Annotated in this window: 30 protein-coding genes and 1 pseudogene; 24 read left to right on the forward strand and 7 right to left on the reverse strand. The window is 71.8% G+C overall.

From position 1 onward, the window contains the following. Positions 1-2: 2 nt before the first annotated feature. A pseudogene (gene cobA, locus CLV46_RS06540) lies at positions 3-791 on the reverse strand (uroporphyrinogen-III C-methyltransferase); the annotation flags it as partial. Then, on the reverse strand, positions 782-3,355 hold the full coding sequence (nirB, locus tag CLV46_RS06545; RefSeq protein ID WP_100364031.1) for a nitrite reductase large subunit NirB: 2,574 nt from the start codon (positions 3,353-3,355) through the stop codon (positions 782-784). The gene nirB and the pseudogene cobA, both read right to left, overlap by 10 nt. A 176-nt stretch (positions 3,356-3,531) precedes the next feature. On the opposite strand from nirB, the gene nirD reads away from it, so the two are divergent. From nirD to trmD, 3 genes are read left to right on the forward strand one after another with little or no spacing between them, the layout of a single operon-like run. Continuing rightward, the gene (gene nirD, locus CLV46_RS06550) at positions 3,532-3,903 is read left to right on the forward strand and encodes a nitrite reductase small subunit NirD (protein WP_100364032.1); all 372 of its coding nucleotides are present in this window, start codon (positions 3,532-3,534) and stop codon (positions 3,901-3,903) included. Further along, positions 3,900-4,652, forward strand: coding sequence for a sirohydrochlorin chelatase (locus tag CLV46_RS06555; RefSeq protein WP_342746104.1), 753 nt, complete (start codon positions 3,900-3,902; stop codon positions 4,650-4,652). The genes nirD and CLV46_RS06555 overlap by 4 nt, the downstream gene beginning before the upstream one ends. A 21-nt stretch (positions 4,653-4,673) precedes the next feature. Then, positions 4,674-5,375, forward strand: a complete 702-nt coding sequence (gene trmD, locus CLV46_RS06560) for a tRNA (guanosine(37)-N1)-methyltransferase TrmD (RefSeq protein WP_100364033.1) — start codon at positions 4,674-4,676, stop codon at positions 5,373-5,375. A 25-nt stretch (positions 5,376-5,400) separates the two neighbouring features. On the opposite strand, the gene map is transcribed toward trmD, so the two are convergent. Beyond that, positions 5,401-6,174, reverse strand: coding sequence for a type I methionyl aminopeptidase (map, locus tag CLV46_RS06565; protein ID WP_100364034.1), 774 nt, complete (start codon positions 6,172-6,174; stop codon positions 5,401-5,403). Next, positions 6,171-6,800 (reverse strand): TetR/AcrR family transcriptional regulator, encoded by a 630-nt coding sequence (locus CLV46_RS06570; protein WP_157802250.1) that lies wholly within the window; start codon positions 6,798-6,800, stop codon positions 6,171-6,173. Before CLV46_RS06570 ends, map begins: the two co-directional genes overlap by 4 nt. A gap of 46 nt (positions 6,801-6,846) precedes the next feature. Between CLV46_RS06570 and CLV46_RS06575 the strand changes: the two genes are divergently transcribed. The 8 genes from CLV46_RS06575 to dprA all read left to right on the forward strand — a co-directional run bounded on the left by CLV46_RS06575 (position 6,847) and on the right by dprA (position 12,980). Beyond that, positions 6,847-7,344, forward strand: a complete 498-nt coding sequence (locus tag CLV46_RS06575; protein WP_157802251.1) for an MFS transporter — start codon at positions 6,847-6,849, stop codon at positions 7,342-7,344. A 144-nt stretch (positions 7,345-7,488) separates the two neighbouring features. Next, entirely contained in the window at positions 7,489-7,836 is a 348-nt protein-coding gene (rplS, locus tag CLV46_RS06580; protein WP_100364037.1) for a 50S ribosomal protein L19, read from the forward strand. Positions 7,837-7,900: 64 nt separating this feature from the next. Then, on the forward strand, positions 7,901-8,662 hold the full coding sequence (lepB, locus tag CLV46_RS06585; protein ID WP_342746105.1) for a signal peptidase I: 762 nt from the start codon (positions 7,901-7,903) through the stop codon (positions 8,660-8,662). Further along, positions 8,659-9,348: a ribonuclease HII gene (locus tag CLV46_RS06590; protein ID WP_100364038.1), complete on the forward strand. Its 690-nt coding sequence runs from the start codon at positions 8,659-8,661 to the stop codon at positions 9,346-9,348. The genes lepB and CLV46_RS06590 overlap by 4 nt, the downstream gene beginning before the upstream one ends. A gap of 50 nt (positions 9,349-9,398) precedes the next feature. Beyond that, positions 9,399-9,722 (forward strand): DUF2469 family protein, encoded by a 324-nt coding sequence (locus tag CLV46_RS06595; protein WP_100364039.1) that lies wholly within the window; start codon positions 9,399-9,401, stop codon positions 9,720-9,722. Positions 9,723-9,820: 98 nt separating this feature from the next. After that, positions 9,821-10,177, forward strand: a complete 357-nt coding sequence (locus tag CLV46_RS06600; protein ID WP_100364040.1) for a YraN family protein — start codon at positions 9,821-9,823, stop codon at positions 10,175-10,177. Further along, positions 10,177-11,712, forward strand: a complete 1,536-nt coding sequence (locus tag CLV46_RS06605) for a YifB family Mg chelatase-like AAA ATPase (protein ID WP_100364041.1) — start codon at positions 10,177-10,179, stop codon at positions 11,710-11,712. Before CLV46_RS06600 ends, CLV46_RS06605 begins: the two co-directional genes overlap by 1 nt. Further along, positions 11,709-12,980 carry a DNA-processing protein DprA gene (dprA, locus tag CLV46_RS06610; RefSeq protein ID WP_100364042.1) on the forward strand — a complete coding sequence of 424 codons (1,272 nt, stop codon included), beginning with the start codon at positions 11,709-11,711 and terminating at the stop codon, positions 12,978-12,980. Before CLV46_RS06605 ends, dprA begins: the two co-directional genes overlap by 4 nt. Before the next feature lie 88 nt (positions 12,981-13,068). Here dprA and CLV46_RS06615 read toward each other — a convergent pair whose 3' ends face one another. Next, positions 13,069-13,746, reverse strand: coding sequence for an MBL fold metallo-hydrolase (locus CLV46_RS06615; RefSeq protein ID WP_170028540.1), 678 nt, complete (start codon positions 13,744-13,746; stop codon positions 13,069-13,071). Positions 13,747-13,947: 201 nt separating this feature from the next. Here CLV46_RS06615 and CLV46_RS06620 point away from each other — a divergent pair, with 201 nt between their 5' ends. From CLV46_RS06620 to CLV46_RS06640, 5 genes are all read left to right on the forward strand, one after another. Further along, positions 13,948-15,150, forward strand: coding sequence for an MFS transporter (locus CLV46_RS06620; RefSeq protein ID WP_100364043.1), 1,203 nt, complete (start codon positions 13,948-13,950; stop codon positions 15,148-15,150). Positions 15,151-15,180: 30 nt separating this feature from the next. Beyond that, complete coding sequence (locus CLV46_RS06625; protein WP_100364044.1) at positions 15,181-15,657, forward strand: SRPBCC domain-containing protein; 477 nt, start codon at positions 15,181-15,183, stop codon at positions 15,655-15,657. After that, the gene (locus tag CLV46_RS06630; protein ID WP_100364045.1) at positions 15,654-15,971 is read left to right on the forward strand and encodes an ArsR/SmtB family transcription factor; all 318 of its coding nucleotides are present in this window, start codon (positions 15,654-15,656) and stop codon (positions 15,969-15,971) included. Before CLV46_RS06625 ends, CLV46_RS06630 begins: the two co-directional genes overlap by 4 nt. Positions 15,972-16,082: 111 nt before the next feature. Next, positions 16,083-17,048, forward strand: coding sequence for a phosphodiesterase (locus CLV46_RS06635; protein ID WP_100365935.1), 966 nt, complete (start codon positions 16,083-16,085; stop codon positions 17,046-17,048). Next, a complete protein-coding gene (locus tag CLV46_RS06640) occupies positions 17,049-17,990 on the forward strand; it encodes a tyrosine-type recombinase/integrase (RefSeq protein ID WP_245866594.1) in 942 nt (313 codons plus the stop codon). It abuts the gene before it with no gap. Between the two features lie 47 nt (positions 17,991-18,037). Here CLV46_RS06640 and CLV46_RS06645 read toward each other — a convergent pair whose 3' ends face one another. After that, on the reverse strand, positions 18,038-18,688 hold the full coding sequence (locus CLV46_RS06645) for a M23 family metallopeptidase (RefSeq protein WP_245866596.1): 651 nt from the start codon (positions 18,686-18,688) through the stop codon (positions 18,038-18,040). A 105-nt stretch (positions 18,689-18,793) separates the two neighbouring features. After that, entirely contained in the window at positions 18,794-19,288 is a 495-nt protein-coding gene (locus CLV46_RS06650; RefSeq protein WP_100364047.1) for a GNAT family N-acetyltransferase, read from the reverse strand. A gap of 289 nt (positions 19,289-19,577) precedes the next feature. Here CLV46_RS06650 and rpsB point away from each other — a divergent pair, with 289 nt between their 5' ends. The 8 genes from rpsB (at position 19,578) to CLV46_RS06690 (ending at position 26,938) form a co-directional block, all read left to right on the forward strand. Then, positions 19,578-20,591 (forward strand): 30S ribosomal protein S2, encoded by a 1,014-nt coding sequence (rpsB, locus tag CLV46_RS06655; protein WP_100364048.1) that lies wholly within the window; start codon positions 19,578-19,580, stop codon positions 20,589-20,591. 12 nt (positions 20,592-20,603) lie between these two features. Then, a complete protein-coding gene (gene tsf, locus CLV46_RS06660) occupies positions 20,604-21,431 on the forward strand; it encodes a translation elongation factor Ts (protein WP_100364049.1) in 828 nt (275 codons plus the stop codon). 96 nt (positions 21,432-21,527) lie between these two features. Beyond that, the gene (pyrH, locus tag CLV46_RS06665) at positions 21,528-22,241 is read left to right on the forward strand and encodes a UMP kinase (RefSeq protein ID WP_100364050.1); all 714 of its coding nucleotides are present in this window, start codon (positions 21,528-21,530) and stop codon (positions 22,239-22,241) included. Between the two features lie 42 nt (positions 22,242-22,283). Continuing rightward, a complete protein-coding gene (frr, locus tag CLV46_RS06670) occupies positions 22,284-22,838 on the forward strand; it encodes a ribosome recycling factor (protein ID WP_100364051.1) in 555 nt (184 codons plus the stop codon). Positions 22,839-22,924: 86 nt separating this feature from the next. Further along, a complete protein-coding gene (locus CLV46_RS06675; RefSeq protein WP_245866598.1) occupies positions 22,925-23,821 on the forward strand; it encodes a phosphatidate cytidylyltransferase in 897 nt (298 codons plus the stop codon). Between the two features lie 61 nt (positions 23,822-23,882). Next, positions 23,883-24,428 (forward strand): DivIVA domain-containing protein, encoded by a 546-nt coding sequence (locus CLV46_RS06680; protein ID WP_100364053.1) that lies wholly within the window; start codon positions 23,883-23,885, stop codon positions 24,426-24,428. A 55-nt stretch (positions 24,429-24,483) separates the two neighbouring features. Then, entirely contained in the window at positions 24,484-25,182 is a 699-nt protein-coding gene (locus CLV46_RS06685) for an aggregation-promoting factor C-terminal-like domain-containing protein (RefSeq protein WP_100364054.1), read from the forward strand. Between the two features lie 37 nt (positions 25,183-25,219). Next, entirely contained in the window at positions 25,220-26,938 is a 1,719-nt protein-coding gene (locus CLV46_RS06690) for a cation:proton antiporter (RefSeq protein ID WP_100364055.1), read from the forward strand. Positions 26,939-26,942 lie beyond the last annotated feature (4 nt).

Consider the following 26,942-nt stretch of genomic DNA (forward strand, 5'->3'; position numbering starts at 1 on the left):
GGTCATCCTCGTGCGGTCAGTTCGGCCGATCGCGCGAGCAGCTCCTCGATCGATGCGTCGCGGTCGTGGGCGAGACGCACCACCTCGCCGATCACCAGCACGGCGGGGGAGGACACACCGACGCGGAAGCACTCCTCCATGATGCCCCCGAGTGTCGACACGGTCGTGCGCTGCCGATCCGTCCAGCCGCGTTCGACCGCGGCGACAGGGGTGTCGGGGTCGCACCCGGCACGCCGCAGCCCCGCGGTGAGGGAGGGCAGGGTGCCGACGCCCATGAGCACGACGATCGTGCCGCCCAGTCCCGCGAGGTGCTCGAGCTCGTGCTCCTCGAGCGGGGCGTGACCCGAGACGACGGTGAACAGACGGCTCGTGCCGCGATGCGTGAGCGGGATGCCCGCGGCGGCCGGCACGGACACGGCGCTCGTGACCCCGGGCACGACGCGGACGGGGATGCCCGCGGCATGGCACGCGAGCACCTCCTCGCTCCCGCGGCCGAAGACGTAGGGGTCGCCGCCCTTGAGGCGCACGACGTGTGCACCGCGGCGGGCGTGCTCGACGATGAGCTGCTCGATGCCCGACTGCCCGATGGGATGGTGTCCGGGTCGCTTACCGACGTCGATGTGCTCCGCCTGCGGCGCGAGCTCGGGCAGCACCCGGTACGGCGCCAGACGGTCGTAGAGCACGACATCGGCCTCTCCGAGCGCCCGCACCGCCGCGAGCGTGAGCAGGTCCGGATCGCCGGGTCCGCCGCCGACGAGGGTCACCCGCCCGACCGCGGCGGTCACCGGGTCCTCCCCACCGGGATCGACCCGCCGGCGATCATGACGCGGCGTTCCTCGTCCGTCGCGGGCCGGCGTTGCCCGCGTTCGGTCACCCGCACGAGGTCGGGGTCGGGCTCGCCCGGCGCGTTCACGAAGGAGCGGAACCGGCGGAGACGTTCGGGATCGGCGAGGGTGGCCGCCCACTCGTCCTCGTAGGTGTCGACGTGCCGGGCCATCGCCGCCTCGAGTTCGGGGGCGAGACCGAGCGAATCGTCGACGACGACCTCGCGCACGTGGTCGACACCCCCGTCGAGGTCCTCCATCCACCGCGCCGTGCGCTGCAGACGGTCCGCGGTGCGGATGTAGTACATGAGGTAGCGGTCGATGTAGCGGATGAGGGTTTCGTCGTCCAGGTCGCTCGCGAGCAGTTGCGCGTGCGTCGGCTGGAAGCCGCCGTTGCCGCCGACGTAGAGGTTCCAGCCGGTCTCGGTCGCGATCACCCCGACGTCCTTGCCGCGCGCCTCCGCGCACTCGCGCGCGCATCCGGAGACCCCGAACTTGAACTTGTGCGGTGCCCGCAGCCCCCGGTACCGCAGTTCGAGCCGCACCGCCATGCCGACCGAGTCCTGCACGCCGAAGCGGCACCACGTCGATCCGACGCAGCTCTTCACGTTGCGCAGCGCCTTGCCGTACGCCTGGCCGGACTCGAAGCCCGCGTCGACGAGCCGCTTCCAGATGTCCGGCAGCTGGTCCAGCCGGGCACCGAACATGTCGATGCGCTGCCCGCCGGTGATCTTCGTGTACAACCCGAAGTCCATCGCCACCGAGGCGATGACCGCGAGCTTCTCCGGGGTGATCTCGCCCCCGGGGATGCGCGGCACGACCGAGTAGCTGCCGTCGCGCTGCATGTTGGCCAGTGCGCGGTCGTTGGTGTCCTGGAGGGCGCCGCGGCCGGCGTCGAGGATGTACGACCCGTGCTGGCTCGCGAGGATCGACGCGACGGCGGGCTTGCACACATCGCACCCGGCGCCGGATCCGAAGCGCTCGACGACCGCCTCCCACGAGGTGAGACCGACGACGCGCACGCCGTCGAAGAGCTCCTGACGGCTCATCGCGAAGTGCTCGCACAGCGCGCGCGAGACGGTCAGCCCGGCCTTGGTGAGCTCGGATTCGAGCAGCTTCTTCATGAGCGGCACGCACGAGCCGCACTGGGTGCCGGCCCGGCTGCACGACTTGAGGGAGGCCAGGTCCGTGCAGGCCGGCCCGTGCTCGCCGCGCACGGCGCCGCGCACGGTCCCGGCGTCGACGTTGTTGCACGAGCACACGAGGGCGTCGTCGGGCAGTTCGAGGGATCCGCCCTCGATGCCCGCGACGGAGAGGAACGAGGCCGGCTCGCCGCCGAGTTCGCGGCCGAGCATGGGGCGCAGAGACGCGTACGGTCCGGCGTCGCCGACGAACACCCCGCCGAGCAGCACGCGTGCATCGCTCGAGAGCACGAGCTTCTGGTAGAGGCCGCGCGCGGGGTCGGCGTACACGACTTCGAGCGCGTCGTCCGAGCTGCCGAGGGTGTCGCCGAAGCTCGCCACGTCGATGCCCGCGAGCTTGAGTTTGGTGGCGTCGTCGATCGTGTCGAAGACGGCGTCCCCACCGCACAGGCGGTCGGCGACGACCTCGGCCATCGCGTTGGCCGGTGCGACGAGCCCGACGCAGCGACCCAGGGCGCACGCGACCTCGCCGATCGCCCAGATGTGCTCGTCCGAGGTGCGGCAGCCCGCGTCGACGACGACACCGCCGCGCGGTCCCGTCGCGAGCCCGGCCTCCCGCGCGAGCTCGTCGCGCGGGGTGATGCCGATCGCGAAGACGGCGAGGTCGGCCTCGAGGTGCGACCCGTCGGTCAGCGCGACCCGGGCGAGCGTGCCGCCCGGCGCGAGCAGCGCCGCAGGACGCACGCCGAGGCGCAGTCCGACCCCGCGCGCGCCGATGAGGCGGGCGAGGGCGACTCCGGCGCCTTCGTCGAGTTGCGCGGACATGAGCCAGGCACCGGAGTGCACCACGGTGACCTCCGCGCCGAGCGCGGCGAGTCCGCCCGCCGCTTCGAGTCCGAGCAGTCCGCCTCCGGCGACGACGACCCGCGCCGGTCGCCCTTCGGCGGCACGGATGCGCGCGGCGGCCGCGACGAGCGCGTCGACGTCGTCGATGGTCCGGTAGACGCGGGCATGCTTGCGGCCGGGGATCCCGGGCACCGGCGCGCTCGACCCGGTCGCGAGCACGAGGTCGTCGTACGGGGTGCGCGATCCGTCGTCGGCGACGACGACCCGCCGCTTCTTGTCGATCGACACGACGCGCCGGCCCGTGCGGAGCGTCACCCCGTCGCTCGTCCACTGGCTGCGCGGCTGCAGCGTGAGATCGGCCTCCCCCTGCAGTCGTCGGCTGAGGGCGACGCGGTCGTACGGCTCGTGCAGTTCCTCGCCGAAGACGGTGACGTGCACATCGTCGCGTCCGCGGGCGAGGAGGGCGTCCGTCAGCCGATGGGCGGCCGGCCCGCCGCCGACGACGACGACGTGACGGATGCGGGGGGCGTCGCTGGTGGTCATGACGGGAGCCTAGGAACCGGCCGTTTCGCCGCCGTTAACCCGATGTAACCTCCTGTGACCAACGCCCCACATCCTTCTCCGATGGCTGTGAGACGGGTTTCACGTGGGCGAAACAGGGCGACACGGTGCGGAAACATGGCGCGCCTACCGTCGGCATGACTGACGAAGGAGGAGCCATGTCGAGCACCGCGATCACCCTGCCCGCCCCATCCGCCCCGTCCGCGGTGTGGGAACGCGGCTGCCCCGTCGACGAGCTCGAGCCCGGATGGGGTGAGGCGCTGCTGGTGCGCATGAAGCAGATCGCGGTGTTCCTGCTCGGCACCGGGGAGGTGTACGCGGTCGCCCACCGGGATCCGGCGACGGGCTCGAACGTCATGGCGCGGGGCATCGTGGGGTCCAAGGGCGACCGACCGACCATCGCGTCGCCGCTGCACAAGCAGGTGTACGACCTCGGCACGGGGGAGTGCTTCACCGATCCGCGGCTCATGCTCGGCACCTACCGCACCCGCGTGGTCGGCGGCTTCCTCGAGGTGGAACTGCAGCCGTGACCCTCGTGGCCACGCCGACGCCGTCCCACGTGCCCGCGGCGCCGCAGGCCCGAGCGGACCTGCTCGCGATCTCCCACGGCACCTCGTCCGAGGCGGGGCAGGCCGCGATCGCCGCTCTCGTCGACGCCGTCGCGGAGCGCGCCCGCGGGGTGCGGGTTCGTCCGGGCTTCGTGGACGTGCAGCGCCCCGACGTGCCCGATGTGCTCGCCGAGGTCGATCAGGGGGCGACGGCGGTCATCGTGCCCCTGCTGCTCTCGGCCGGCTACCACGTGCACGTCGACCTCGCGCGGGCGGCACGGCGTTCTCCGGTGCCGACTCTCGTCGCGGCGGCGCTCGGTCCCGATCGCCGTCTCGTCGACGTGCTCGAACAGCGGCTCGCGCAGTCCGGTCGGGACGAGGGCGACGGTGTCGTGCTCGCGGCCGCCGGTTCCAGCGACGAGCGATCGGTGCGCGATTGCGAGCGGATGGCGGTGTCGCTGGCCGCGCGGCTCGGGTGCCGCGTCGACGTCGGCTTCGTGTCCGCGGCCGTACCGCCGCTCGCCGAGGCGATCGACGCCGCGCGCGCGGCGAGCCGGTCGGGACGTGTCGTGGTCGCCACCTACCTGCTCGCCCCCGGCTACTTCGCCGGTCTGGTCGAGGCCGGGGATGCCGACGTCGTCACGGCGCCGCTGCTCGACGGGGGTCCGCCGCCTCCCGCCCTCGTCGACCTCGTGATCGATCGCTTCGCGGCCGCGGCGGGCGGGCGCTGACGGGCCGATAGGGTCGACGACGTGCGCATCGACGTCATCACGATCTTCCCGGAGTTCTTCTCCGTGCTCGACGTCTCGCTGCTCGGCAAGGCACGACGCGGGGGCGTCATCGACGTCGGGGTGCACGACCTGCGCGACTTCACCCACGACCGCCACCGCACCGTCGACGACACCCCTTACGGCGGTGGCGCCGGCATGGTCATGCGCCCGGAGCCGTGGGGCGAGGCGCTCGACAGCGTGCTCGCCGACGACGACGACGCGACCCTCATCGTGCCCACCCCCGCCGGCACCCCGTTCACGCAAGCGATCGCGCGCGAGCTCGCGGCCGAGAAGCACCTCGTCTTCGCCTGTGGACGCTACGAGGGCATCGACCACCGCGTCGTCGACCACGCCTCCGGCCGCGTGCGGGTGCGCGAACTGAGCCTCGGCGACTACGTGCTCAACGGGGGAGAGGTCGCCGCGATGGCGGTCATCGAGGCGGTCGCCCGACTGGTGCCGGGTGTCATCGGGAACCCGGCGAGTCTCGACGAGGAGAGTCACGAAGACGGTCTGCTCGAATACCCGAGCTACACCAAGCCCGCCAGCTGGCGCGGGCTCGACGTGCCGCCCGTGCTGCTGAGCGGCAACCACGCGGCCATCGCGGCCTGGCGGCGCGAGCAGCAGCTCGAGCGCACACGACGGGTGCGGCCCGAGCTGCTCGGTCCCGAGGGCCCGGTCGACTGAGTCGGTCGCTCGACCGATCCGTAGCTCAGGCGCCGTCGCGCGCGGTGAGCACGAGGGGCCCGTCCGCCGTGATCGCCACCGTGTGCTCGACGTGCGCGGCACGCGACCCGTCGACGCTGCGCAGCGTCCATCCGTCGTCGTCGGTGTAGATCTCGTCGGTCGTGTGCATGAGCCACGGCTCGATCGCGAAGACGAGCCCCGGCTTGAGCGGATAGCCGCGCCGCGCGCGGCCGTCGTTGGGCACGTGCGGGTCGCCGTGCATCGTGCGTCCGACACCGTGGCCGCCGAAGTCGAGGTTCACGCCGAACCCGGCGGACCGCGCGACGTCGCCGATCGCCGAGGAGACGTCGCCCATCTTGCCGCCCGGCTGCGCCGCGGCGATGCCCGCGGCGAGGGCGAGCTCGCACACCTCGATGAGGCGCAGGTCCTCGTCACGCGGCGTGCCCACGACGAACGAGACGGCCGAGTCGGCGACCCAGCCGTCCACGTTCGCCGCGAAGTCGAGCGAGAGCAGGTCGCCGTCTTTCAACCGGTAGTCGTGCGGCAGTCCGTGCAGGGCCGCGTCGTTGACGGAGGTGCAGATGACCTTGCCGAACGGCGACCCGCCGAACGACGGGTGGTAGTCGATGTAGCAGCTCTCGGCCCCGGCCTGCCGGATCATGTCGTGCGCGAGCGCATCCAGTTCCAACAGGTTGACGCCGACATCCGAGGCCGCCCGCGTCGCCTCCAGCACGCTCGCGACGAAGCGGCCCGCGGCGCGCATCTCGTCGATCTCGGCGGGGGTGCGCAGCTCGATCATGTCCCTCCCAGGGCGGTCGTCTTGGCGGCCTGCTCGTGCACGATGCGGCGAGTGGCCTCGATGAAGCGGGGATCGCCGTCCTTGTTCACGAGGAAGGCGCGGTGCAGCAGCGCATCGGCGATGGCGACGAGCACCTCGAGCTCGAACACGAGATCGTCGCTGAACTCCAACCCGTACCGTTCGACGAGGATTCCCGCGAACGCCCGCGCGAGCACCCCGTTGTTGTCGAACTCGGGCTGCAGCACCCGCTCGTCGATGACGTCGCCGAACCGCACGGCGCGGAAACCGGGCTCGGTGTGGTTGAGCTCGATGTAGACGTCGATCGCGAGGTCGAATGCCGCCCGCCAGTCGTCGACGGCGTCGACGCGCTCGAACAGCCGCTCGGTGTAGCGCTGCAGGTTGCGGCCGGCGAGGGCACGCAGCAGCGACTGGATATTGGGGAAGTAGCGGTAGACGACGCCGACCGAGGATTCGGACTTCGCTGCGACGTCGCTCGTCGTGAGGCCGTCGATGCCGCTCTCGGCGATGAGTGCGGCGGCGGCGTCCAGGAGCAAGGTGATACGTTCGGCGCTGCGCTGTTGCACCGGCTCGGTGCGGATCTGCGCGGGGGAGTTCTGGTCGAACATGGCGCCCTCCGATCTGTCTGTGACCCGACGACGATACCCTGGCCCCATGTGGTACCGCCGTGCCCTTGCTGTGGCTCTCATCCCGGCCGCGTTCGTGCTGCCGACCGTGGTGCTGCTCGGCCGCGGACTGCTCTTCCGCGACTCCGGGTGGGATTTCGTCGTCTACCTCGTCGTGGCGCCGATCCTCGCGGTCGCCCTCGGCATCATCGCGGCCCTCGTCCGCTGGCGCGGGTCGGTGCGCCGCACCCGTGCCGTCTCGATGCTCGACGCCCTCGTGCTCAGCATCTGGTACGCCGCGATCGTGCTCCACGCCGCCATGCCCGACCCCGTGCTCGCGAACGTGTTCGCGGCGGTGGGCCTCGTGGCGGGCGTCGTCGCGTTCTGGACGTCGATCACCCAGCTCGTGACCGAGACCCGGCGCCGGATGCGCGAGGTGATCGACACCTTCGAGGCCCAGACCTACCAACGCGACGGGTACGACCCGCGGCGCGGTCCCGGCCCGGTCATCCGCCTCGACCCGCCGGAGCAGCGGCGGCCCGAATAGGCGGCGAACGTCGCGCTGTGGCAGAATAGGCGTTTGTGCCTCGGCACCGCTCTGCCACAGGGGAGTCGGTGATCGCCTGAGGCGCGTCCCGATCTGATCAATTCATCGCGGTCGACCTGTGGCGGTCGCAGAGAGCGAAGAGCCATGCACATCCTCGACTCCGTCGACGCAGCGTCACTGCGCACCGACGTCCCCGACTTCCGCGCCGGCGACACCGTGAAGGTGCACGTCAACATCGTCGAAGGAAACCGCTCGCGAATCCAGGTCTTCCAGGGTGTCGTCATCGGCCGTTCCGGCGAAGGCGTGCGCGAGACCTTCACCGTGCGCAAGGTCAGCTTCCAGGTCGGTGTCGAGCGCACCTTCCCGGTGCACTCGCCGGTCATCGACCACATCGAACTGGTCACCCGCGGCGACGTGCGCCGCGCGAAGCTGTACTACCTCCGCGCTCTCCGCGGCAAGAAGGCCAAGATCAAGGAGAAGCGCGACGCGTAAGTCCGCACCGCGATCGAACCGCTGAGCTCCCGCCCTACACTGGGTCGGGAGCTCAGGGGTTTAAGTGGACGAAACAGGCACGGCGCGGGCGAATCCGGCCGAATCGGTCGGGCAGGAAGCCCGCGACGCGCAGCGCGGCAGGTCGCGCGGATTCAAGGTCTTCCTCCGCGACATCCTGCTCATCTTCCTCGCCGCGCTGCTGATCTCGTTCCTCATCAAGACATTCCTCATCCGCTCCTTCTACATCCCGTCGGAGTCGATGGAGGACACGCTCATCCGCAACGACCGGATCATCGTCAACCAGCTCGTGCCCGAGGTCGTCGGGCTCGAGCACGGCGATGTCGTGGTCTTCCGGGATCCGGGCGGGTGGCTCACCGATGAGCCCGAGCCACAGCAGAACTGGTTCGTCACGGGCGTCGACTCGGTGCTCGCCTTCGTCGGACTCTCCGCCCCCGACAGCAACGACCACCTCATCAAGCGTGTCATCGGCCTGCCGGGCGACACCGTCGCGTGCTGCAACGAGTTCGGTCAGTTGACGGTCAACGGCGTGCCGCTCGACGAGCCGTACCTGCGCCTCGGTGAGCAGACCAAGGCGACCCCGAACGACTTCGAGGTGACGGTGCCCGAGGGGAAGCTCTGGGTGATGGGCGACAACCGCTACAACTCCGCCGACTCCGCCTTCCGCCACGCGAACAACGCCCCCGGGGAGGGGTTCGTGCCGATCGAGGACGTCGTCGGCCGGGCCGTGCTCGTGAGCTGGCCGATCGACCGGTGGGCGTGGCTCGACAACTACCCGCTCGTGTTCAAGGGAGTGGACGAGCAGTGACCGTCGCCGATCCCACGCTGCGTGTCGAGAAGAAGATCCTGCGCGAGGGCGCCCGCTACGTCATCGGCATGGACGAGGTCGGTCGCGGCGCGATCGCCGGTCCGCTCGCGATCGGCGTCTGCGTGTTCGACGCGTCGGTGAAGCGGATGCCGCGGGGCCTGCGCGACTCGAAGATGCTGAGCGAGAAGCGGCGCGAGGAGCTCGCCCCGCAGGCGCGGAAGTGGGCCCTGCACTCCGCGGTCGGAGTGGTCGGCAACGACGAGATCGACCGGCTCGGGCTCACCGCGTGCCTCGGCCTCGCCGCCGCACGGGCCATCCGGGCCCTCGCCGACGGCGGGGTGCCGCTGCAGGAGAGCGTCGTCATCCTCGACGGCTCCTGGGACTACCTCAACCCCGCCCTCGAGGAGCGCGTCAACGTGCACCTGCGGGTCAAGGCGGACCGGGACTGCGCGTCGGTGGCCGCCGCATCCGTCGTCGCCAAGGTGCACCGCGACCGTTTCATGATCGAGGCCCACGACGACGCCCCCGCCTACGGCTGGTCGGGCAACAAGGGCTATGCGAGCACCGCGCACTACGCCGCGATCGACACGCACGGGCCGCACGGACTGCACCGGGTCACCTGGTTGCGGCAGCCGTCGCTCTTCGACGAGCTGGGTGAGAGCATCGGCGAGCCGCTCGTGGTCTGAGTTCGAGTTCGTCCGCCGTCGGCTCCGCGAGTGCTTAGGATGGTCGAGCCATGGATGACGACGACTTCGACGACTACGACCGCGAGGTCGAACTCGCGCTCTACCGCGAGTACCGCGACATCGTCGGCCAGTTCAAATACGTGGTCGAGACCGAGCGGCGCTTCTACCTCGCCAACGAGGTCTCCCTCGTGCGGCAGGACACCGAGCACGACTTCTACTTCGAGCTCACCATGAACGACGTGTGGGTGTGGGACGTCTACCGGTCCGACCGCTTCGTCAAGAGCGTGCGCGTGCTCACCTTCAAGGACGTCAACGTCGAGGAGCTGTCGAGCCGCGAGCTCGAGCTGCCCAAGGAGCTCGCACTCGACGAGTGACCCGCCGCCGGTCCTCCCCAGGGGAGCCGACGTCGCCGCGGTGAACGGATGCCGCGCAGCGGCCTCCGCGCGGACGATGCGCCGTGCAGGCTCGACGCATGGCAGCGAAAGACGAGCTCGGGCGACGGGGTGAGGAGCTCGCGACGCGCTACCTCGCGGGCGCGGGACTGGAGATCCTCGACCGCAACTGGCGGTGTGCCCAGGGCGAGGTCGACATCGTCGCGCGCGACGGCGACGAGCTCGTCTTCGTCGAGGTCAAGACCCGCGCGGGACTCGCGTTCGGGCATCCGCTCGAGGCCATCACCGCGCTGAAACTCGCGCGGCTGCGCCGCCTCGCCGCGGCCTGGTGCGACGCGCACGGCGTGCGTGCACCGCGGCGACGCATCGACGCCGTCGGCGTCGTGGCGCCCGCGCGCGGCGAGGCCACGATCGACCACCTGCCGGGCGTCTACTGATGACCGTTGCCCGCACCCGCGCCGTCGCCCTGCTAGGCCTCGACGGTGCCGTCGTCGAGGTCGAGGCGGATCTGTCGAACACGCTCCCCGGCTTCGTGCTCATCGGGCTCCCCGACAGCTCCCTCTCCGAGGCGCAGCACCGTGTGCGGGCCGCGGCCGCTAACTCGGGGTGTCCGCTCGCGCCGCGCAAGCTCACCGTCAACCTCTCGCCGGCGTCGCTGCCGAAGCACGGCTCCGTGTTCGACCTCGCGATCGCGCTCGCGGCCCTCGCCGCCGCCGGGGACGTGCGGGCGGAATCCGTCGACCGGGTCGTGCATCTCGGGGAGCTGGGTCTCGACGGGCGCCTCCGACCCGTCGTCGGGGTGCTCCCCGCCGTCCTCGGAGCCGTGCGCGCGGGCCACTCGACGATCATGGTGCCCGCCGGAAACGTCGCCGAGGCGGAGCTCGTGCCCGGGGCCCGCGTCGTCGGAGTCGCCTCACTCCGCGACGCGGCCATCTGGCACGGGGGAGAGTTCGACCCCGAACCGGTCGACGCCATCCCCGCGCCCGCCCTCGCCGACGAGGCGCCCGACGAACTCGATCTGGCGGACGTCGTAGGCAACGACGACGCCGTCGAGGCGCTCGTGGCCGCCGCCGCGGGAGGACACCACGTCTTCCTGCTCGGCCCGCCGGGCGCCGGCAAGACCATGCTCGCCGCGCGGCTCCCGGGATTGCTGCCCGACCTGGACGCCGACGCGGCGCTCGAGGTGAGCTCCCTGCGCTCACTGAGCGGACTGCCTGTCGCCGCGCGGCTCTCCCGGCGACCCCCGTGGGAGAGCCCCCACCACACCGCGACCGCGGCCGCGCTCATCGGCGGCGGCAGCGGGTGGATCCGCCCGGGCGCCGCCGCCCGTGCCTCGCACGGGGTGCTCTTCCTCGACGAGGCGCCGGAGTTCCCCGCCGCGGTGCTCGACGCGTTGCGGCAGCCCCTCGAATCCGGTTCCATCACGATCCACCGGGCTCGGGCGGTCGCCCGCTTCCCCGGCCGGTTCCAGCTCGTGCTCGCGGCCAACCCGTGCCCGTGCGGGCAGTACGGCGCCCGCGACGCGGAATGCACGTGTCCGCCCGCCGCCCGGCGCCGGTACCTCGCCCGGATCTCCGGTCCCCTGCTCGACAGGATCGACATCCAGTTGCGGGTCAACCGCATCACCGCGGCCATGCTCCGGATGGGCGCCGAGACCCCCACCCGCACGACCGCACGGGCGCGGGAGGCGGTGCAGGCGGCCCGCGAACGCGCCCGCGAGCGCTGGGCCGGCACGCCGTGGCGGCTCAACGCCGACGTGCCCGGCGCCACGCTCCGCTCGCCCGAACGACGCCTGCCGCCCGCGACGACCGCCGGTCTCGACCGCGCGCTCGAGCGCGGCGGCATCACCATGCGCGGCTACGACCGGGTGCTGCGACTCGCCTGGACCCTCGCGGACCTCGACGACCGCATCCGACCCGACGCCGACCACCTCGGCCGGGCGCTCTATCTCAGAAAGGCCATGTCGACATGACGTTCTTCGGACTCACCGAGGCGACCGTCGCGCCGCTCGTGCGCGAACTCACGCGAGGCGACCTCGACCGCGACGAGACCCGGCAGCGGTTCGCCCGCGCCGCGTGGACGGGGATCAGCGAGCCCGGCGACCGGGTCGCCGGCGCGCTCGTCGCGGCACTCGGCGCGGCCGGCGCCCTCGAGGCCCTCATCGCCCGCGCGCAACCGGTCGAATTCGCCGCATCCGTCGCGGACGCCGGCGGCGAGCTCGGGAGTGAGGAGCTCGCGGAGGGGATGGCGCGCTGGGCCCCGCGCCTCGCGTCCGGCCTCGCGGTGATCGCGTTGCAGCAGGCGCGGCGCTTCGGTGTGCGACTCGTCGTGCCCGGCGACCCCGAGTGGCCGATTGGGGTCGACGATCTCGGCGCGCACGCCCCGATCGCCCTGTGGGTGCGGGGCGATCCCGCACTGCTCACGCAGGCGACCGGCGGCGTCGCCCTCGTCGGCGCGCGGGCCGCGACCGGGTACGGCGAGCATGTCACCATGGAGGCCTCGAGCGGACTGGTCGACCGCGGGTACGCGATCGTCTCCGGCGCGGCGTACGGCATCGACGGCATGGCCCACCGCGCGGCGCTCGCGAGCGACGGCGTCACGATCGCCGTGCTGGCCGGCGGGCTCGACCGGTTCTACCCGTCCGGGCACGAGGCCCTGCTGACCCGCATCGTGGAGCACGGTGCGGTCGTCTCCGAGGTGCCGTGCGGCACGCCGCCCACCAAATGGAGATTCCTGCAGCGCAACCGCGTCATCGCCGCGATGAGCGCCGCGACCGTCGTACTCGAGGCCGGCTGGCGCTCCGGGTCGCTCAACACGGCCGCCCACGCCTCGGCGCTCGGGCGACCGCTCGGCGCCGTGCCCGGCCCCGTCACCTCCTCCGCCTCCGCCGGGTGCCACCGGCTCGTGCGCGAATTCGGCGCCACCCTCGTGACGACACCGGACGAGATGGCCGAACTCGCGCCCCGCGACGACCGCGAGCACCGGCGAGGTGACGGTCTCGGGGAGCCCGTCGGCGCGGACGGTCGGCATCCCGCGGCACGCGGGCTCCCGCCCGACGCGATCCGCGTGCTCGACGCGCTCTCGACCCGCGCCCCGCGCGACAGTGGCGACGTGGCGGCGCGGGCGGGGCTGTCGCCGGCCGCCGCCCGCGCGACCCTCGGGATGCTCGAGCTCGACGGCGCGGTCACCGCGTCCGCCGCGGGGTGGGTCAAGCGGCGCACCCCGGCCGCCGCGCGGTGACGTCCGCCGAGCGATCAGGCGCGTCGACCGGTCGGCGTGGCGTTCAGCGGCGTGCCATGGAGCGGCGTCCCCTGCAGCGGCGTGACGTTCAGCGGTCTGCGCCTGCGCGGACGCGGTCGATGATCGCGTCGATCCGCGCGCGTACCTCCGAGCGGTCCGGCACGAGCGCGATGGGAGCATCGCCCTCCGTGACACCCCACGGCACGAGCACGTCGAACTCGAGGTCGCGGACGAGCGCGAGGCTGTCGAGGTAGTCCCGCCGCAGCCTTGGGTCGAGCACGACGGCCTTCCACTCGCCGTCCTCGATCCAGATGAAGTCGCCGGTGAACAGGAAGCGGTGCGTGCCGTCGTCCCACAGATACGAGGTGGTCCCGGCGGTGTGGCCCGGGGTGGGGATGACCTCGAGGTCGTCGTCGATCCTCGTCCGGCGGTCGAAGACCCCCGCCACCTCGAGCGATCGGCCCACCGCCGAACGGTCCTCGGCGTGCACCCACACGGCCACGTCGAGCGCCGGCGGCCCGTACATCGCCTCGTGCTCGTGATTGATGAGCAGCCGGGCGGGCGCGCCGAGGGCCCGGATCGCGGCGGCCGACTCGGTCACGCCAGGCGAGTTGTACACGACCACGTTCCCGTGGGGACGCTCGAGCAGGTACGAGCGCAGCAGCACATCGTGCTGGTACGGCAGTCGCGATGCAGGGGTCGCGAGCAACCCCGGGAACGGCTCGTGGAGCGGGGCGTGCACGGGGGACTCATCGGCGATCGTCATGTGCTCCTCCGAGCGTTCGGGATCGCCGAGGACGGGCGTCCTCCGCGTGCCGACTGACGTGCGGCATCCCGATCCGACCGTAGAACCTCACCTCGACTTGAGGTCAAGGGGGAGATCAAACTGCAAACCAATGGTTGCAGTCATTCTCGCGCCGTGCCATGGTGGATATGCAGCTAAGGGGTTGCAGTTTGGGGAGTCGCGATGTCCGTCCGTACCGAGAGCGCCAGGGCCCGTCTCGTCCTCGCCGTGCTGTTCACCGGCGCGTTCGTGATGGGGTGCGCGGAGATGCTCGTCGTGGGGCTGCTCGATCTGATCTCGGTGGATCTGCGGGTCTCCGTACCGGAGGCCGGGGCGCTCGTCACCGCGAACGCGCTCGGCCTCGCGATCGGCGGTCCGGTGCTCGCCTTCGTCACCACCCGGTTCGACCGGCGCACCGTACTGCTGGCGGCCACGATCGTGTTCGTCCTCGGCAACGCGCTCCCCGCGCTGGCGGCGGACTATCCGGTCTTCATCGCGGCGCGGGTCGTCGTCGGCGCGGCGCAGGGTCTCTTCATCGCCGCGGCCATGGTGACCGCGACCTCCGTCGTGCCGCCCGAGCGGGCGGGGCGCGCGATGTCCCTCGTGATCGGCGGATTCGCCACCGCGAGCGCCCTCGGAGTGCCCGTCGGCACCCTGCTCGGGCACGCGGTCGGCTGGCGCGGATCCTTCGTGGCCGTGGTCGCGGTGTCCGCCGTGCTGCTCGCGGTCGCGTTCGCCGTGCTGCCCTCGGTGCCGACCCCGCCGGGGAGTGCCGCGCTCGGGCAGGCTCGACACGCCTTCGCTCCGCGCGTCCTCGCCCTGCTCGCTCTGTGCTGCCTCATCTTCGTGGCGATCCAGTCCGTGCTCACCTACGTCGTGCCCTTCCTCGGCGAGGTGACCGGCGTCAGCGGTGCCGCGGTCACCGTGTTCCTGCTCGCCTACGGTGTCGCGACGACGACCGGCTCGCTCGGCGGAGGCCGGTTCGCCGACACGGATGCGCGGCGCACCCTCGTCGTCGGCACGATCGGGCTCACCGGATCCCTGCTCGCGTTGGCGGTCTTCGGTGCCGATCCCGTGGCCGCCGCGCTGGCGATCATCGGCATCGGGGTGTTCGGGATGGGCATGGCGCCCGCGATGCAGCACCGCGTGACCGCCCTCGCAGGGCCCGGCGCGCCGCTCGCCGCCTCCCTCCCCGCATCGGCGGTCAACGCGGGGATCGCGCTGGGCTCGTTCGCCGGCGGAGTCGCGATCGAGGCCGGGGGAGTGCCCGCGACCGCCGTCACCGGCATCGTCGCCGCCGCGATCGCGGTCGCTGTCGCATGGGCGACCGGGCGCTTGCGCCCCGCCCCGCTCGCATCCGCGCCGCAACCTGCCGCAACCCTCTAGTTGCTATCTCGAGTGGAAGGAACCATCATCATGACCATGACCAGCAACGAGCCGTCGATCGTCGACGAGCAGGCGTTCACCGTGCGCCGCACCATCCGGATCGCCGCTCCCGTCGAGAAGGTGTGGTCGGCGGTCACCGAACCGGAGCACATCTCCCGGTGGTTCGGGCGCGCCGAGTTCGACGGCACCGGCGTCGGGACGCGCGGCACCCTCACCTGGGACCGCGGCTCCGTACCGCTGCGCATCGAGGCGATGGAGGCACCGCGGATGGTGTCGTACCGCTGGAGCAACGACGATGCGCTCGGAGTCACCCCCGACGAGGTCGACGACGCCACCTCGACCGTCTTCACCTTCACCCTCGAGCCGGAGGCCGACGGCACGCGCCTGACGGTCGTCGAGACCGGGTTCGAGCGCACCTCCGACCCGGCCGCGAACCTCGAGAGTCACCGCGGCGGCTGGGACGGCGAACTCGACAAGCTCGTCGCCCTGATGGAGACCGGATCATGACCGTCGACACCCTCGTCCCCGTGTTCGCCGCCCTCGGCGACGAGACGCGCTGGAGCATCCTCGAGGCGCTCGGCGAGGGCGAGGCGTCCGCGTCCGCCCTCGCCGGCCGTCTGCCGGTCACCCGCCAGGCCATCGCGAAGCATCTCGCCGTGCTGCACGACGTCGGTCTCGTCGAACCGGTGCGCGTCGGTCGCGAGGTGCGCTACCGGGTTCTCGGATCGCAGCTGAACGCGACGGCACGTCGACTCGAGGTCATCGGCGCCGAATGGGATCGCCGGCTCACCGCGATCAAGGGCATCGCGGAGAGCCTCTGAGCTCCACCGGTCGACCGGGTCGACGGGGTGGCGCCGAGTGCCCGTCGATCCCCGGCGGGGTCGGAGGTCCGACCTATGCTGGGGCACATCGGGGGATCCGGGGAGGGCGACATGGCGACGAAGGCACGATGGGGACAACACCCGGCGGCGGACCTGGTCATCGCCCACATCAGCGACACGCACCTGCTGACCGGCGGCGTTCCGCTCAACGGATCCATCGACACGGTGGCGAACCTGCATCTCGCGATGGAGCGGCTCGCCGGCTCGGGGATCGACTTCGACGCCCTCGTCTTCACGGGCGACCTGACCGACCTGGGCGAACCGGGCGCCTACGACATCCTGCGAGACGCGGTCGAACCGGTCGCCGCGCGACTCGGGGCCGAGGTCATCTGGGTCATGGGCAACCACGACGAGCGGGCGCCGTTCGCGGCGGCCCTCTACGGCGAGTCCGTCGAGAATGCCGGCGAGAACGCCGCCCGGCCGCAGGACCGGGTCCACGACGTCCACGGACTGCGGATCATCGCGCTCGACTCCACCGTGCCGGGCTACCACCACGGCGAGCTGACCGACGCCCAGCTCGACTGGCTCCGCCGCGAACTCGCCGCACCGGCACCGCGCGGCACGCTCCTGGCCCTGCACCACCCGCCCGTCCCGAGCCCCATCGACTTCCACGACGCGCTCGAACTGCGCGATCAGCACAAGCTGGCCGAGGTGGTCGAAGGCACGGACGTGCGCGGCATCCTCGGCGGGCATCTGCACTACTCCACGCACAGCACGTTCGCCGGGGTGCCGGTCTCCGTGGCGGCCGCCACGTGTTACACGATGACGTTCCTGGAGCCGGACCGCCTGCTCTCGGGCGTCGACGGCGGGCAGTCGATCGACCTCGTGCACGTCTACGACGACCGCATCGTGCACACCGTCGCGCCGCTCGCGCGCTTCCCCGAGGTCGCGTCGCGCCCGGCGGACCTCATCGACCGCATCTCGAAGCTCGACCCGGAACTGCGGCTCGAGCTGCTGTCGAGCAAGGAGTCGACCTTCGACCGGCTGCTGCGCGCCCTCGACGACGCGGGGGCCTGAGTGTCGGGGGGCGGACTGGACGAGACCGTCGCGACCTACCTCGCCCACCTCGACGACGAGCGCGGCCTCAGCGAGCACACCGCACGCGCGTACGGCAACGACCTCGCCGATCTCGTCGCATTCGCCCGGACGCGCGGGGTCGACTCGCCCGGCGATCTCGATCTCGAGCTGCTGCGCGACTGGCTGTGGGAGACGGCGCAAGCCGGACGGGCCAAGGCGACCCTCGCCCGGCGGGCCACGGCCGCGCGATCGTTCACCGCGTGGAGTGCGCGCACCGGCCGCATCCCGCACGACGTCGGCGCGCGCCTGAAGTCGCCGACACCCGACCGGCACCTGCCCCGGGTGCTCACCCGGCACGACATGGACGGCCTGCTCGAGAGCCTCGCGGCCCGCGCCGCCGGCGACGATCCGGTCGCCCTGCGCGACCTCGCGATCGTCGAGCTGCTCTACGCCTCGGCCCTCCGTGTCAGCGAACTCGTCGGGGTCGACCTGCAGAACCTGGATCGCGGACGCCTCACCGTGCGCGTGCTCGGCAAGGGCTCGAAGGAACGTGTCGTGCCGTACGGCGTGCCCGCGGCGCGCGCCCTCGACGCCTACCTCGAGCGCGGCCGGCCCGTGCTGCTGGCCCGCGCTCGGGCCACCGCGGCCGCCGCGGCGCGCGAGACGGCGGCGCTGTTCCTCGGTGCCCGCGGCGCACGCGTCGGCAGTCGCACCGTCTACGGCGTCATCGCGGGACTGCTCGCCGACGTGCCCGGCTCGGGTCCGGCCGGTCCGCACGCACTGCGGCACACCGCGGCCACGCACCTCCTCGACGGGGGAGCGGACCTGCGGGTCGTGCAGGAGATGCTCGGCCACTCCGACCTCGGCACGACCCAGATCTACACGCACGTCTCGTCGGAACGGCTCGTCGCCGCCTACCGCACCGCGCACCCACGGGCCTGACCCGGCCGGAACCGCAGCGCCTCGAACCGCGGGCTCGATCATCGTGTTCACCCCCGACGCGTCGGGAGCAGCACGGCGCGCGGGATCCCGCCGAGGAACAGCATCGGTGACACGTACTCGCCGCCGACCCGCGCGCCGAGATGCACGCAGCCGCCGTCGCAGTGCCCTCCGGAGGCGACGATGCCGATCACGTCGCCCGCCGCCACCGGATCACCCCGCGCGAGCGGCGACTCGACCGCCTCGACGCTGCTGAGCACGTCGCCGGCGTGCCGGACCGAGACCACGGGACGGTCGACGACCACGCCGGCGAAGTGCACGACGCCGTCTGCGACCGCTCGCACCTCGTCGCCGGGGGATGCCGCCAGGTCGATGCCCCGGTGGCCGGCGGCGTACGGCGTCGGGGGAGCGAGATACGGCCGCACGAGCCGCGGCGCCACGGGCCACCGCCACGCCGTGGCACCCGGCGGGGGACCGACGTCGTCCGCCGGGTCCGTCGTGCCGGGAGCACCCGCGCCGCCCGTCGCGACCGCGGTGGCCGACCCATGCCACCGCTGCACCGCATCCGCCACCGCGGACGCAGGGTCGAAGGCGCCCGCCCCGAGCACCAGCACGGTTGCGGCCACCACCATCGCGGCTGACGCCCGCCGCCGAGCCGGGGGACCCTGCCCGAGTCTCCGCTCCCACGTTCGGATCCGCATGCCGTGAGCCTCGTCGCGTCCCGTCACCCGCGGGGGCCGGGCCCCGGGATCAGCGCAATGGCGCGGGTGGGGCGCCGGTGGGGAGGAGCGGCGGGTGCGGCGGCGTCAGCGACGCGCGAACCGGGCGAGGTGGACCCCCGGTTCGACCTCCACGTCGCCGAGGTGGCGGAACCCGAGCGAGTCGTAGAGGGCACGCGCGGGCGCGTTGTCGCGCCCGGTCATCACGGTCACGGGCCCGTCGCCCGCCCGCTCGAGCACCGCTGAGACGAGGGCCCGCCCCACCCCGCGCCGGAAGAAGGCGGGGTCCACGACGAGGCGGTCGATGTCCCACCCGTCGTCCCCGACCGACCACGCGACGGCACCCGCCACCTCACCGGGTACGTCACCCGCCATCGCACCGGCCGCGGCGCCGACAGCGGGCTCGACGGCCACGAGCCAGGAGAGGGGCGCCGACTGCAGCGCCCGCACGTCCTCGTGCAGCGCGGGGATCGCGTTCGAACCGATGAGCTCCGCCTCCACCCGGTACGCCGCATGCTGAACCGCCAGCAGGCGCTCCGCGAGCGCGTCGTCATTCCGGGGCACGGCGGGTCGAACGAGCATGCCGCCATCGTGGCAGAACGGGGCCGTCGGCCGGGGCCCGTCCGCGGTCGGGTACGCCGCGACACCCGCGCCACACCCCTCCGGCGGACGGGCCGTCGGTGATACACTCGTTCCCGCATCCCGTGTGAGCGGGGTGACTACGCGTGCCCATCGCACGGCCTCCACATCCTTCGGTCCCACCAGCAGGTGGGCGGATGCGCGCCCGGGCACCAGGGATCGCGCCGAACCCGGCGCGGCAGTCAACTGAGAACACAGGCGGGCCATGCCCGCCGGAAGAAGGAGAACGGCCATGGCCGTCGTCACCATCCGCGAGCTGCTCGACAGCGGCGTGCATTTCGGACACCAGACCCGTCGCTGGAACCCGAAGATGCGCCGCTTCATCCTGACCGAGCGCAGCGGCAGCCACATCATCGACCTGCAGCAGTCGCTGGCCTACATCGACCGCGCCTACGAGTTCGTGCGCGAGACGGTCGCCCACGGCGGCACCGTGCTCTTCGTCGGCACGAAGAAGCAGGCCCAGCAGGCCATCGCCGAGCAGGCGACCCGCGTCGGCCAGCCGTTCGTGAACCAGCGCTGGCTCGGCGGTCTGCTCACCAACTTCTCCACCGTCTCCAAGCGCCTCGCGCGCATGAAGGAGCTCGAGGAGATCGACTTCGACGACACCACCAAGGGCTTCACCAAGAAGGAGCTCCTCATCAAGCGCCGCGAGCTCGACAAGCTCCACAAGACGCTCGGTGGTATCCGCAACCTCACCAAGACCCCGAGCGCGCTCTGGATCGTCGACCCCAAGCGCGAGCACCTCGCCGTCGACGAGGCCACGAAGCTGGGCATCCCGATCATCGGGATCCTCGACACGAACGCCGACCCGGATGAGCTGCAGTACGCGATCCCGGGCAACGACGACGCGATCCGCTCCGTCACGCTGCTGACGCGCATCATCGCCGACGCCGCCGCCGAGGGCCTCATCCAGCGTCACCAGAAGCCCGAGGCCGAGGGCAACGTCTCCGCCGTCGAGCCCCTCGCCGAGTGGGAGCGCGAGCTCCTCGAGCAGGGTGCCCCCGCGACCGAGGCTCCCGCCGCCGAGACCGAGGCCCCCGCGGCCGAGGTGCCGGCCGGTCAGACCGAGGGCGTGGGCGCGACCGTCGAGGAGAACGACGCCGACGCGGCCGTCGCCGAGACCGAGCCGACCACGGACGCCGAGCCGGAGCACGCACCGGAGACGCAGGCCGAGGTCGAGGAGAAGATCGAGGCCGCCGCGAGCGACGACGAGAAGACCCCCGTCGCCACCGACGACACCAAGTAAGGACAACGGAATATGGCCAACTTCAGCCTGGCAGACGTCAAGGCGCTCCGTGAGCGTCTCGGCACCGGAATGGTCGACACCAAGAACGCCCTGGTCGAGGCCGACGGCGACATCGAGAAGGCCGTCGAGATCCTCCGTCTCAAGGGAGCCAAGGGCAACGCCAAGCGTGCCGACCGCTCCACGAGCGAGGGCCTCGTCGCCGCCAAGGAGGGCTCGGGCAGCACCACGCTCATCGAGCTCGCCTGCGAGACCGACTTCGTCGCGAAGAACGACAAGTTCGTGAGCCTCGGCGACAAGGTGCTCGACGCGGTCGTCGCCGCGGGCGCCACGACCGTCGAGGAGGCGCTCGCCGCCTCCGTCGACGGCCAGACCGTCGCCCAGCTCATCGAGGACCAGGCCGCCACCATCGGCGAGAAGATCGAACTGCGTCGCGTCGCGGTCGTGACCGGCGAGAAGTTCGCCGTGTACCTGCACCGCACGAGCAAGGACCTGCCCCCGCAGGTCGGCGTCGTCGTCGCCTACACGGGTGACGACGCCGACACCGCGCGCGGCATCGCGCAGCACATCTCGTTCGCCGACCCGCAGTACCTGTCGCGCGAAGACGTGCCCACCGAGGCCGTCGAGAACGAGCGTCGCATCGTCGAGGAGATCAGCCGCGGCGAGGGCAAGCCCGAGGCCGCCCTCCCGAAGATCGTCGAGGGTCGCCTCGGCGCCTTCTTCAAGCAGGTCGCCCTCCTCGAGCAGGAGTACGCTCGCGACAACAAGCTGTCGATCAACAAGGTGCTCTCCGACGCCGGCCTGACCGTGACGGGCTTCGCCCGCTTCAAGGTCGGCGCGTAAGACCGCGGATGACGGGGTTCGGGACCACTGGTTCCGGGCCCCGTTTTCCATGCCCGCACCACACCGGATAATGAACACGACCGAACGGGAGACGCGATGACCGAGAACCGCAGACGACGGGTGCTGCTCAAGCTGTCGGGTGAGGCGTTCGGCGCCGGCCAGCTGGGTGTGAACCCGGATGTCGTCGCCGGCATCGCGCGTGAGATCGCCGCGGCCAGCCAGGAGGTCGAGATCGCGATCGTCGTCGGCGGGGGCAACTTCTTCCGCGGCGCCGAGCTCAGCCAGCGCGGCATGGACCGCGGGCGCGCGGACTACATGGGCATGCTCGGCACGGTCATGAACTCGCTCGCCCTGCAGGACTTCCTCGAGCAGGCGGGCGCCGCGACGCGCGTGCAGTCGGCCATCGCCATGACCCAGGTCGCGGAGCCCTACATCCCGCGCCGGGCGGAACGCCACCTCGAGAAGGGCCGCGTCGTCATCTTCGGCGCCGGTGCGGGCCTGCCGTACTTCTCGACCGACACGGTCGCCGCCCAGCGCGCCCTCGAGATCGGTGCCGACGAGGTGCTGCTCGCGAAGAACGGCGTCGACGGCGTGTACTCGGCCGATCCGCGCCTCGACCCGGACGCGCAGAAACTCGACGAGGTCACCTACCAGGAGGCGCTCGTGCAGGGCCTCAAGGTGGTCGACTCGACCGCATTCAGCCTCTGCATGGACAACGGCATGCCGATGGTCGTCTTCGGCATGGAACCCGCCGGCAACGTCGAGAAGGCGATCCGGGGCGACCGCATCGGCACCCTCGTCAAGGCCTGACCGCAGCCCGGCTAAGCTCGATCCGACACGAAGGAGTCACGCGTGATTAGCGATGTACTGGCCGAGGCCAAGGACAAGATGAACAAGGCCGTGGATGTCGCGAAGGACGACTTCTCGACCGTGCGCACGGGCCGCGCGAACCCCCAGCTGTTCCAGCGCATCCTCGTCGACTACTACGGCACGCCCACGCCGCTCGCGCAGCTCGCGAGCCTGCAGAACCCGGAAGCGCGCACCCTCGTGGTCACCCCCTACGACAAGACGGCGCTCAAGGAGATCGAGCGCGCGATCGTCAACTTCCCGAACCTCGGCGCGAGCCCGACCAACGACGGCAACATCATCCGCGTGACGATGCCGGAGCTCACCGAGGACCGCCGCAAGGAGTACGTGAAGATCGTGCGCGGCAAGGCCGAGGACTCCAAGGTGTCGGTGCGCAACATCCGCCGCAAGGCGATGGCCGATCTCGACGCGCTGAAGAGCGAGGTGGGCGACGATGAGGTGGCTCGCGCCGAGAAGGAGCTCGAGTCCATCACCAAGACCCACATCGACGCGATCGACGACGCGCTCAAGCGCAAAGAGACCGAGCTGCTCGAGGTCTGATGACCCTTCCGCCGGATGACGCGCCTCGCGCTCGGGGCAGGCGCGGCCGGTCCCGAGCCGAGTTCGAGGCGCGCGCGCAGGCCACCGTGGCCGAGTTCGAGGCGCAGGTGCGCGCACGCAAGGCGCAGCTCGACGCGATCGAGGAGCGGATCGAGGCCCGCACGGGCCGGAACCTCCCGCTCGCGATCCTGATCGGGCTCGTGCTCGGTTTCGCGCTGCTGTTCAGCCTCATCGTCGAGAAGGCGTTCTACATGCCCTTCGCGGCGGCTCTCGTCGCCTTCACGTCGTTCGAGCTCGCGAGCGCGCTCCGCTTCGCCGGCCGGGACGTGCCGCGGTTGCCGACGGTGCTCGCGGGCGTCGCCGTCGTGCCCGCGGCGTTCTACGGACACGCAGAGGGTCACTGGCTCGCGAGCCTCGGCGGCATGGCGTTCGTCACCCTCTGGCGCGTGGCGGAACTCGCCCGGCCGAGCCACCGTGCGAGCGCCCGCGAGCTGTGGGCAGACATCGCGAGCGGTGTGTTCATCCAGGCCTACGTGACCTTCCTCGGCACCATCACCGTGCTGCTGACCGCCGAAGAGGGCGGCCAGTGGTGGACGCTCGCATTCCTCATCGTGGTGATCGGGTCCGACACGGCCGCATACGCGAGCGGGCTGCTGTGGGGCCGTCATCCGCTCGCCCCCCGCATCAGCCCCAAGAAGACCTGGGAGGGGTTCCTCGGGTCGATCGCGGTGGCCGTGGTCATCGGCATCTTCCTCGCCGAGTTCATGATCCGGGTGCCGTGGTGGGCGGGGATCGTCTTCGGTCTCGTGCTCGTCGTGACCGCCACCCTCGGCGATCTGGTCGAGTCGCTCATCAAGCGGGACCTCGGCATCAAGGACATCTCGACCTGGCTGCCCGGGCACGGCGGATTCCTCGACCGCGTCGACTCGGTGCTGCCCTCGGCGGCCGCGGCGTACGCGCTCTACCTCGTCTTCGGCACGTGATCGCCGGGCACGGAGCGGCCCTCGCGGTGGGCGGCGGCGTCTCATCGGGCAGAATGGCCTCGTGAGTACGACGTTCCCGCGCACCCGTCAGCTCGGCTACGACGTCGAGCAGGTCGAGGAGTTCCTCGAGGACGCACGCCGCGCCTACACCGCCCCCGCCGGCAGCGAGGTCACGCTCACGGCCGAGAGCATCCGCCACACCGCCTTCACGATGCGCAAGGGCGGCTACTCGCCGAGCCACGTCGACGCGGCGCTCGAGCGGCTCGAGGACGCGTTCGCGGCGCGTGAGCGCGAACGGGTGCTGCAGGAGGCGGGCGACCAGCAGTGGTTCACGCAGGCACGTGCCACCGCGCAGACGATCCTCGACCGACTCGACCGGCCCGCGCGGCACCGCTTCCGCCGGGTCAGCGTCTTCACCACCGGCTACCACCCGGCGGACGTCGACCGCTTCACCGACCGGCTCGTGCAGTACTTCCAGCACGGCAAACCGGTGAGCGTGGACGAGGTCCGCACGATCGCATTCCGCCCCCGGAAAGGCGGATACCACGAGACCCAGGTCGATCTGCTGCTCGACCGCGTGACCGAGGTCATGCTCGCCGTCCGCTGAACGCGCGGCCGCATCGACTCGGCTTTCGCCGCAGCGACCGTTACACTGACGTTATATGGGTAGGCACGCGACCGTTCTGGCGCCCGACTCCCGCGATCTGCGGAGCCGGGGCGCGTCCGACCGACGGCACTCCCGGGCGGCGTGGTCGCTGCCCGTCTTCGCCTTCGGAGCCAGTCTCGCCTTCGTGCTCGTGAGCATCGTCGAGCCGTACTCCGGCGCGTACGCGAGCACCGAGACCACGATGGCCCCGGTCGTCGACCACGAGCCGCAGACCGTCACGGTCGCCGCCGGCGCCGCGCTCACGGTGGCGCGCGACGGTTTCACGGCCACCACTCCCGAGGAGCTCGCCGCGAAGAAGGCCGCCGAGGCTGCAGCCAAGGCGGCCGCGGAGGCGGCGAAGGCCGCCCCGGGCAAGGGCGGCGGCTCCGCTCCGCCCGCCGGCACCCCCGACCCCGGTACCGCCCAGGCGATCGCGCACGAGATGGTCCTCGCCCGCGGCTGGGGCGAGGACGAGTACTCGTGCCTCGTCGCGCTGTGGAAGAAGGAATCCGGCTGGAACGTGTACGCCCAGAACCGTTCGAGCGGTGCGTACGGCATCCCGCAGGCCCTTCCCGGCAGCAAGATGGCCTCCGCGGGCGCCGACTGGCAGACCAACCCGGCCACCCAGATCACGTGGGGCCTCGGCTACATCCAGGGACGCTACGGCACCCCCTGCGGCGCCTGGAGTCACTCTCAGGCTCGCGGTTGGTACTGAGCCGACGCGGCTGACTCGACGCGGCTAGCACCCCGGCATGGAGATCGGCTTCGTCGCCGTCCTGGGACTGCTGGCGATCGTCGCCGTGTCGGCGTTCGCGCCCAAGGTCGGGGTCGCCGCCCCGCTCATCCTGACCGTCGTCGGCATCGCCTTCGGCCTGCTGCCCGGAGTGCCCGACGTCGAGGTGCCGCCCGAGTGGATCCTCGCCGGGGTGTTGCCGCCCCTGCTGTACTCCTCGGCGATCACCTTGCCCGTCGTCGACTTCCGGCGTGACTTCGGCACCATCTCGGCCCTGTCGGTCGTGCTCGTCGTCGTGAGCGCGGTTCTCACCGGGCTCGTGCTCGCGGCGCTGCTGCCCGGAGTCGGGCTCGCCTCGGCCATCGCGCTCGGCGCCGTCATCAGCCCCACCGACGTCGTCGCTGCGACCTCGATCGGCAAGCGACTGGGGCTGCCCTCCCGCCTCACGACGATCCTCGAGGGGGAGGGCCTCGTCAACGACGCGACGGCGCTCGTGCTGCTGCGCTCGGCGGTCGCCGTCGGAGCCCTCTCGACCGACGTCGAGATGGACGCGCTCGACGTCGTGGGCGACTTCGGCTACGCGGTCGCGGTGGCCGTCGCGATCGGGTTCGTCGTCGGCTTCGCGACCGTGTGGGTGCGGCGCCGGCTCGCCGACCCGGTGCTCGACACCGCGATCTCGTTCGCGGTGCCGTTCCTCGCCTATCTCCCGGCCGAGCACCTCGACGCCTCCGGTGTGCTCGCCGTCGTCGTCGCGGGCCTCTACACGGGCCACAACGGGGCCAGGCACTTCTCGGCGCAGGCCCGCATCGCGCAACGGCTCAACTGGCGCACTGTGCAATTCGTGCTCGAGAACGCCGTGTTCCTCGTGATGGGCGTGCAGATCACCTCGATCGTGTCCGAGGTCGTCGAGTCGCGGGCCTCGGTCGTGCTCGCAGTCGTCATCGGGCTCGTGCTGTCGCTCGTGCTCGCGGTCGTGCGCTTCCTCTTCGTCGCCCCGCTGCTGCTCGCGGTGCGGCGCTCGATGCGGCGCGCGGAACGCGGACATCGGCGCTTCGAGCGCGTGCTCGAATACTGGCGATCGCTGCGGATGCTCGATCCCCGCCAGGAGCGCCGGCGCGAGCGGGCGGAGACGGCGTTCGAACGCCGAGGGAACGACCTCGCCCAATTGCGCACGGAGGGGCTCGGCTGGCGCGGCGGTCTCGTGCTCGGATGGTCGGGCATGCGCGGGGTGGTCACGCTCGCGGCCGCGCAATCGCTGCCCGTCGACACGCCCGACCGTGCCCAGCTCGTGCTCATCGCCTTCACGGTCGCCATCACGACCCTGCTCGTGCAGGGGTCGACGCTGCCGTGGGTGATCCGGCGTAGCGGAGTGCGGGGGAGCGATGAGACCGCGGACAACCGCGAGCTCGCGACCCTGCTCGACGAGATCAACGAGGCGGGGCTGACGACCCTCGACGACGAGGATCCCGACGACGAGGTCGTGCAGCGCGTGCGCCACGACACGCTGCTCGGCGCCCAGTCGGCGTGGGAACGGGCGCGCGTCGATGACGGCGACGTCGAGGCGCCGCACTCGCGCTACCGCGCTCTGCGTCGCGACGTGCTCGCTGCGGAGCGCGAGGCGCTCCTCGACGCGCGCTCTCGTCGCGCCTATCCCTCCCGCATCCTCCGGCGGGCGCAGGCGCTGCTGGATCTCGAGGAGACACGCCTCGCCCAGGCCGACGGCTCGGCGGATCATTAGGCTG

The sequence above is a fragment of the Diaminobutyricimonas aerilata genome (assembly GCF_002797715.1).
Lineage (GTDB): Bacteria > Actinomycetota > Actinomycetes > Actinomycetales > Microbacteriaceae > Diaminobutyricimonas > Diaminobutyricimonas aerilata.

What these genes read in the sequence shown, in the direction of transcription:
- nirB (WP_100364031.1), bottom strand. Translation starts at nt 3,355, where the DNA reads ATGACCACCAGCGACGCCCCCCGCATCCGTCACGTCGTCGTCGTCGGC.
- nirD (WP_100364032.1), top strand. Translation starts at nt 3,532, where the DNA reads ATGTCGAGCACCGCGATCACCCTGCCCGCCCCATCCGCCCCGTCCGCG.
- map (WP_100364034.1), bottom strand. Translation starts at nt 6,174, where the DNA reads ATGATCGAGCTGCGCACCCCCGCCGAGATCGACGAGATGCGCGCCGCG.
- CLV46_RS06570 (WP_157802250.1), bottom strand. Translation starts at nt 6,800, where the DNA reads ATGTTCGACCAGAACTCCCCCGCGCAGATCCGCACCGAGCCGGTGCAA.
- CLV46_RS06575 (WP_157802251.1), top strand. Translation starts at nt 6,847, where the DNA reads ATGTGGTACCGCCGTGCCCTTGCTGTGGCTCTCATCCCGGCCGCGTTC.
- rplS (WP_100364037.1), top strand. Translation starts at nt 7,489, where the DNA reads ATGCACATCCTCGACTCCGTCGACGCAGCGTCACTGCGCACCGACGTC.
- CLV46_RS06595 (WP_100364039.1), top strand. Translation starts at nt 9,399, where the DNA reads ATGGATGACGACGACTTCGACGACTACGACCGCGAGGTCGAACTCGCG.
- CLV46_RS06600 (WP_100364040.1), top strand. Translation starts at nt 9,821, where the DNA reads ATGGCAGCGAAAGACGAGCTCGGGCGACGGGGTGAGGAGCTCGCGACG.
- CLV46_RS06605 (WP_100364041.1), top strand. Translation starts at nt 10,177, where the DNA reads ATGACCGTTGCCCGCACCCGCGCCGTCGCCCTGCTAGGCCTCGACGGT.
- dprA (WP_100364042.1), top strand. Translation starts at nt 11,709, where the DNA reads ATGACGTTCTTCGGACTCACCGAGGCGACCGTCGCGCCGCTCGTGCGC.
- CLV46_RS06615 (WP_170028540.1), bottom strand. Translation starts at nt 13,746, where the DNA reads ATGACGATCGCCGATGAGTCCCCCGTGCACGCCCCGCTCCACGAGCCG.
- CLV46_RS06620 (WP_100364043.1), top strand. Translation starts at nt 13,948, where the DNA reads ATGTCCGTCCGTACCGAGAGCGCCAGGGCCCGTCTCGTCCTCGCCGTG.
- CLV46_RS06625 (WP_100364044.1), top strand. Translation starts at nt 15,181, where the DNA reads ATGACCATGACCAGCAACGAGCCGTCGATCGTCGACGAGCAGGCGTTC.
- CLV46_RS06630 (WP_100364045.1), top strand. Translation starts at nt 15,654, where the DNA reads ATGACCGTCGACACCCTCGTCCCCGTGTTCGCCGCCCTCGGCGACGAG.
- CLV46_RS06635 (WP_100365935.1), top strand. Translation starts at nt 16,083, where the DNA reads ATGGCGACGAAGGCACGATGGGGACAACACCCGGCGGCGGACCTGGTC.
- CLV46_RS06645 (WP_245866596.1), bottom strand. Translation starts at nt 18,688, where the DNA reads ATGCGGATCCGAACGTGGGAGCGGAGACTCGGGCAGGGTCCCCCGGCT.
- CLV46_RS06650 (WP_100364047.1), bottom strand. Translation starts at nt 19,288, where the DNA reads ATGCTCGTTCGACCCGCCGTGCCCCGGAATGACGACGCGCTCGCGGAG.
- rpsB (WP_100364048.1), top strand. Translation starts at nt 19,578, where the DNA reads ATGGCCGTCGTCACCATCCGCGAGCTGCTCGACAGCGGCGTGCATTTC.
- tsf (WP_100364049.1), top strand. Translation starts at nt 20,604, where the DNA reads ATGGCCAACTTCAGCCTGGCAGACGTCAAGGCGCTCCGTGAGCGTCTC.
- pyrH (WP_100364050.1), top strand. Translation starts at nt 21,528, where the DNA reads ATGACCGAGAACCGCAGACGACGGGTGCTGCTCAAGCTGTCGGGTGAG.
- CLV46_RS06685 (WP_100364054.1), top strand. Translation starts at nt 24,484, where the DNA reads ATGGGTAGGCACGCGACCGTTCTGGCGCCCGACTCCCGCGATCTGCGG.
- CLV46_RS06690 (WP_100364055.1), top strand. Translation starts at nt 25,220, where the DNA reads ATGGAGATCGGCTTCGTCGCCGTCCTGGGACTGCTGGCGATCGTCGCC.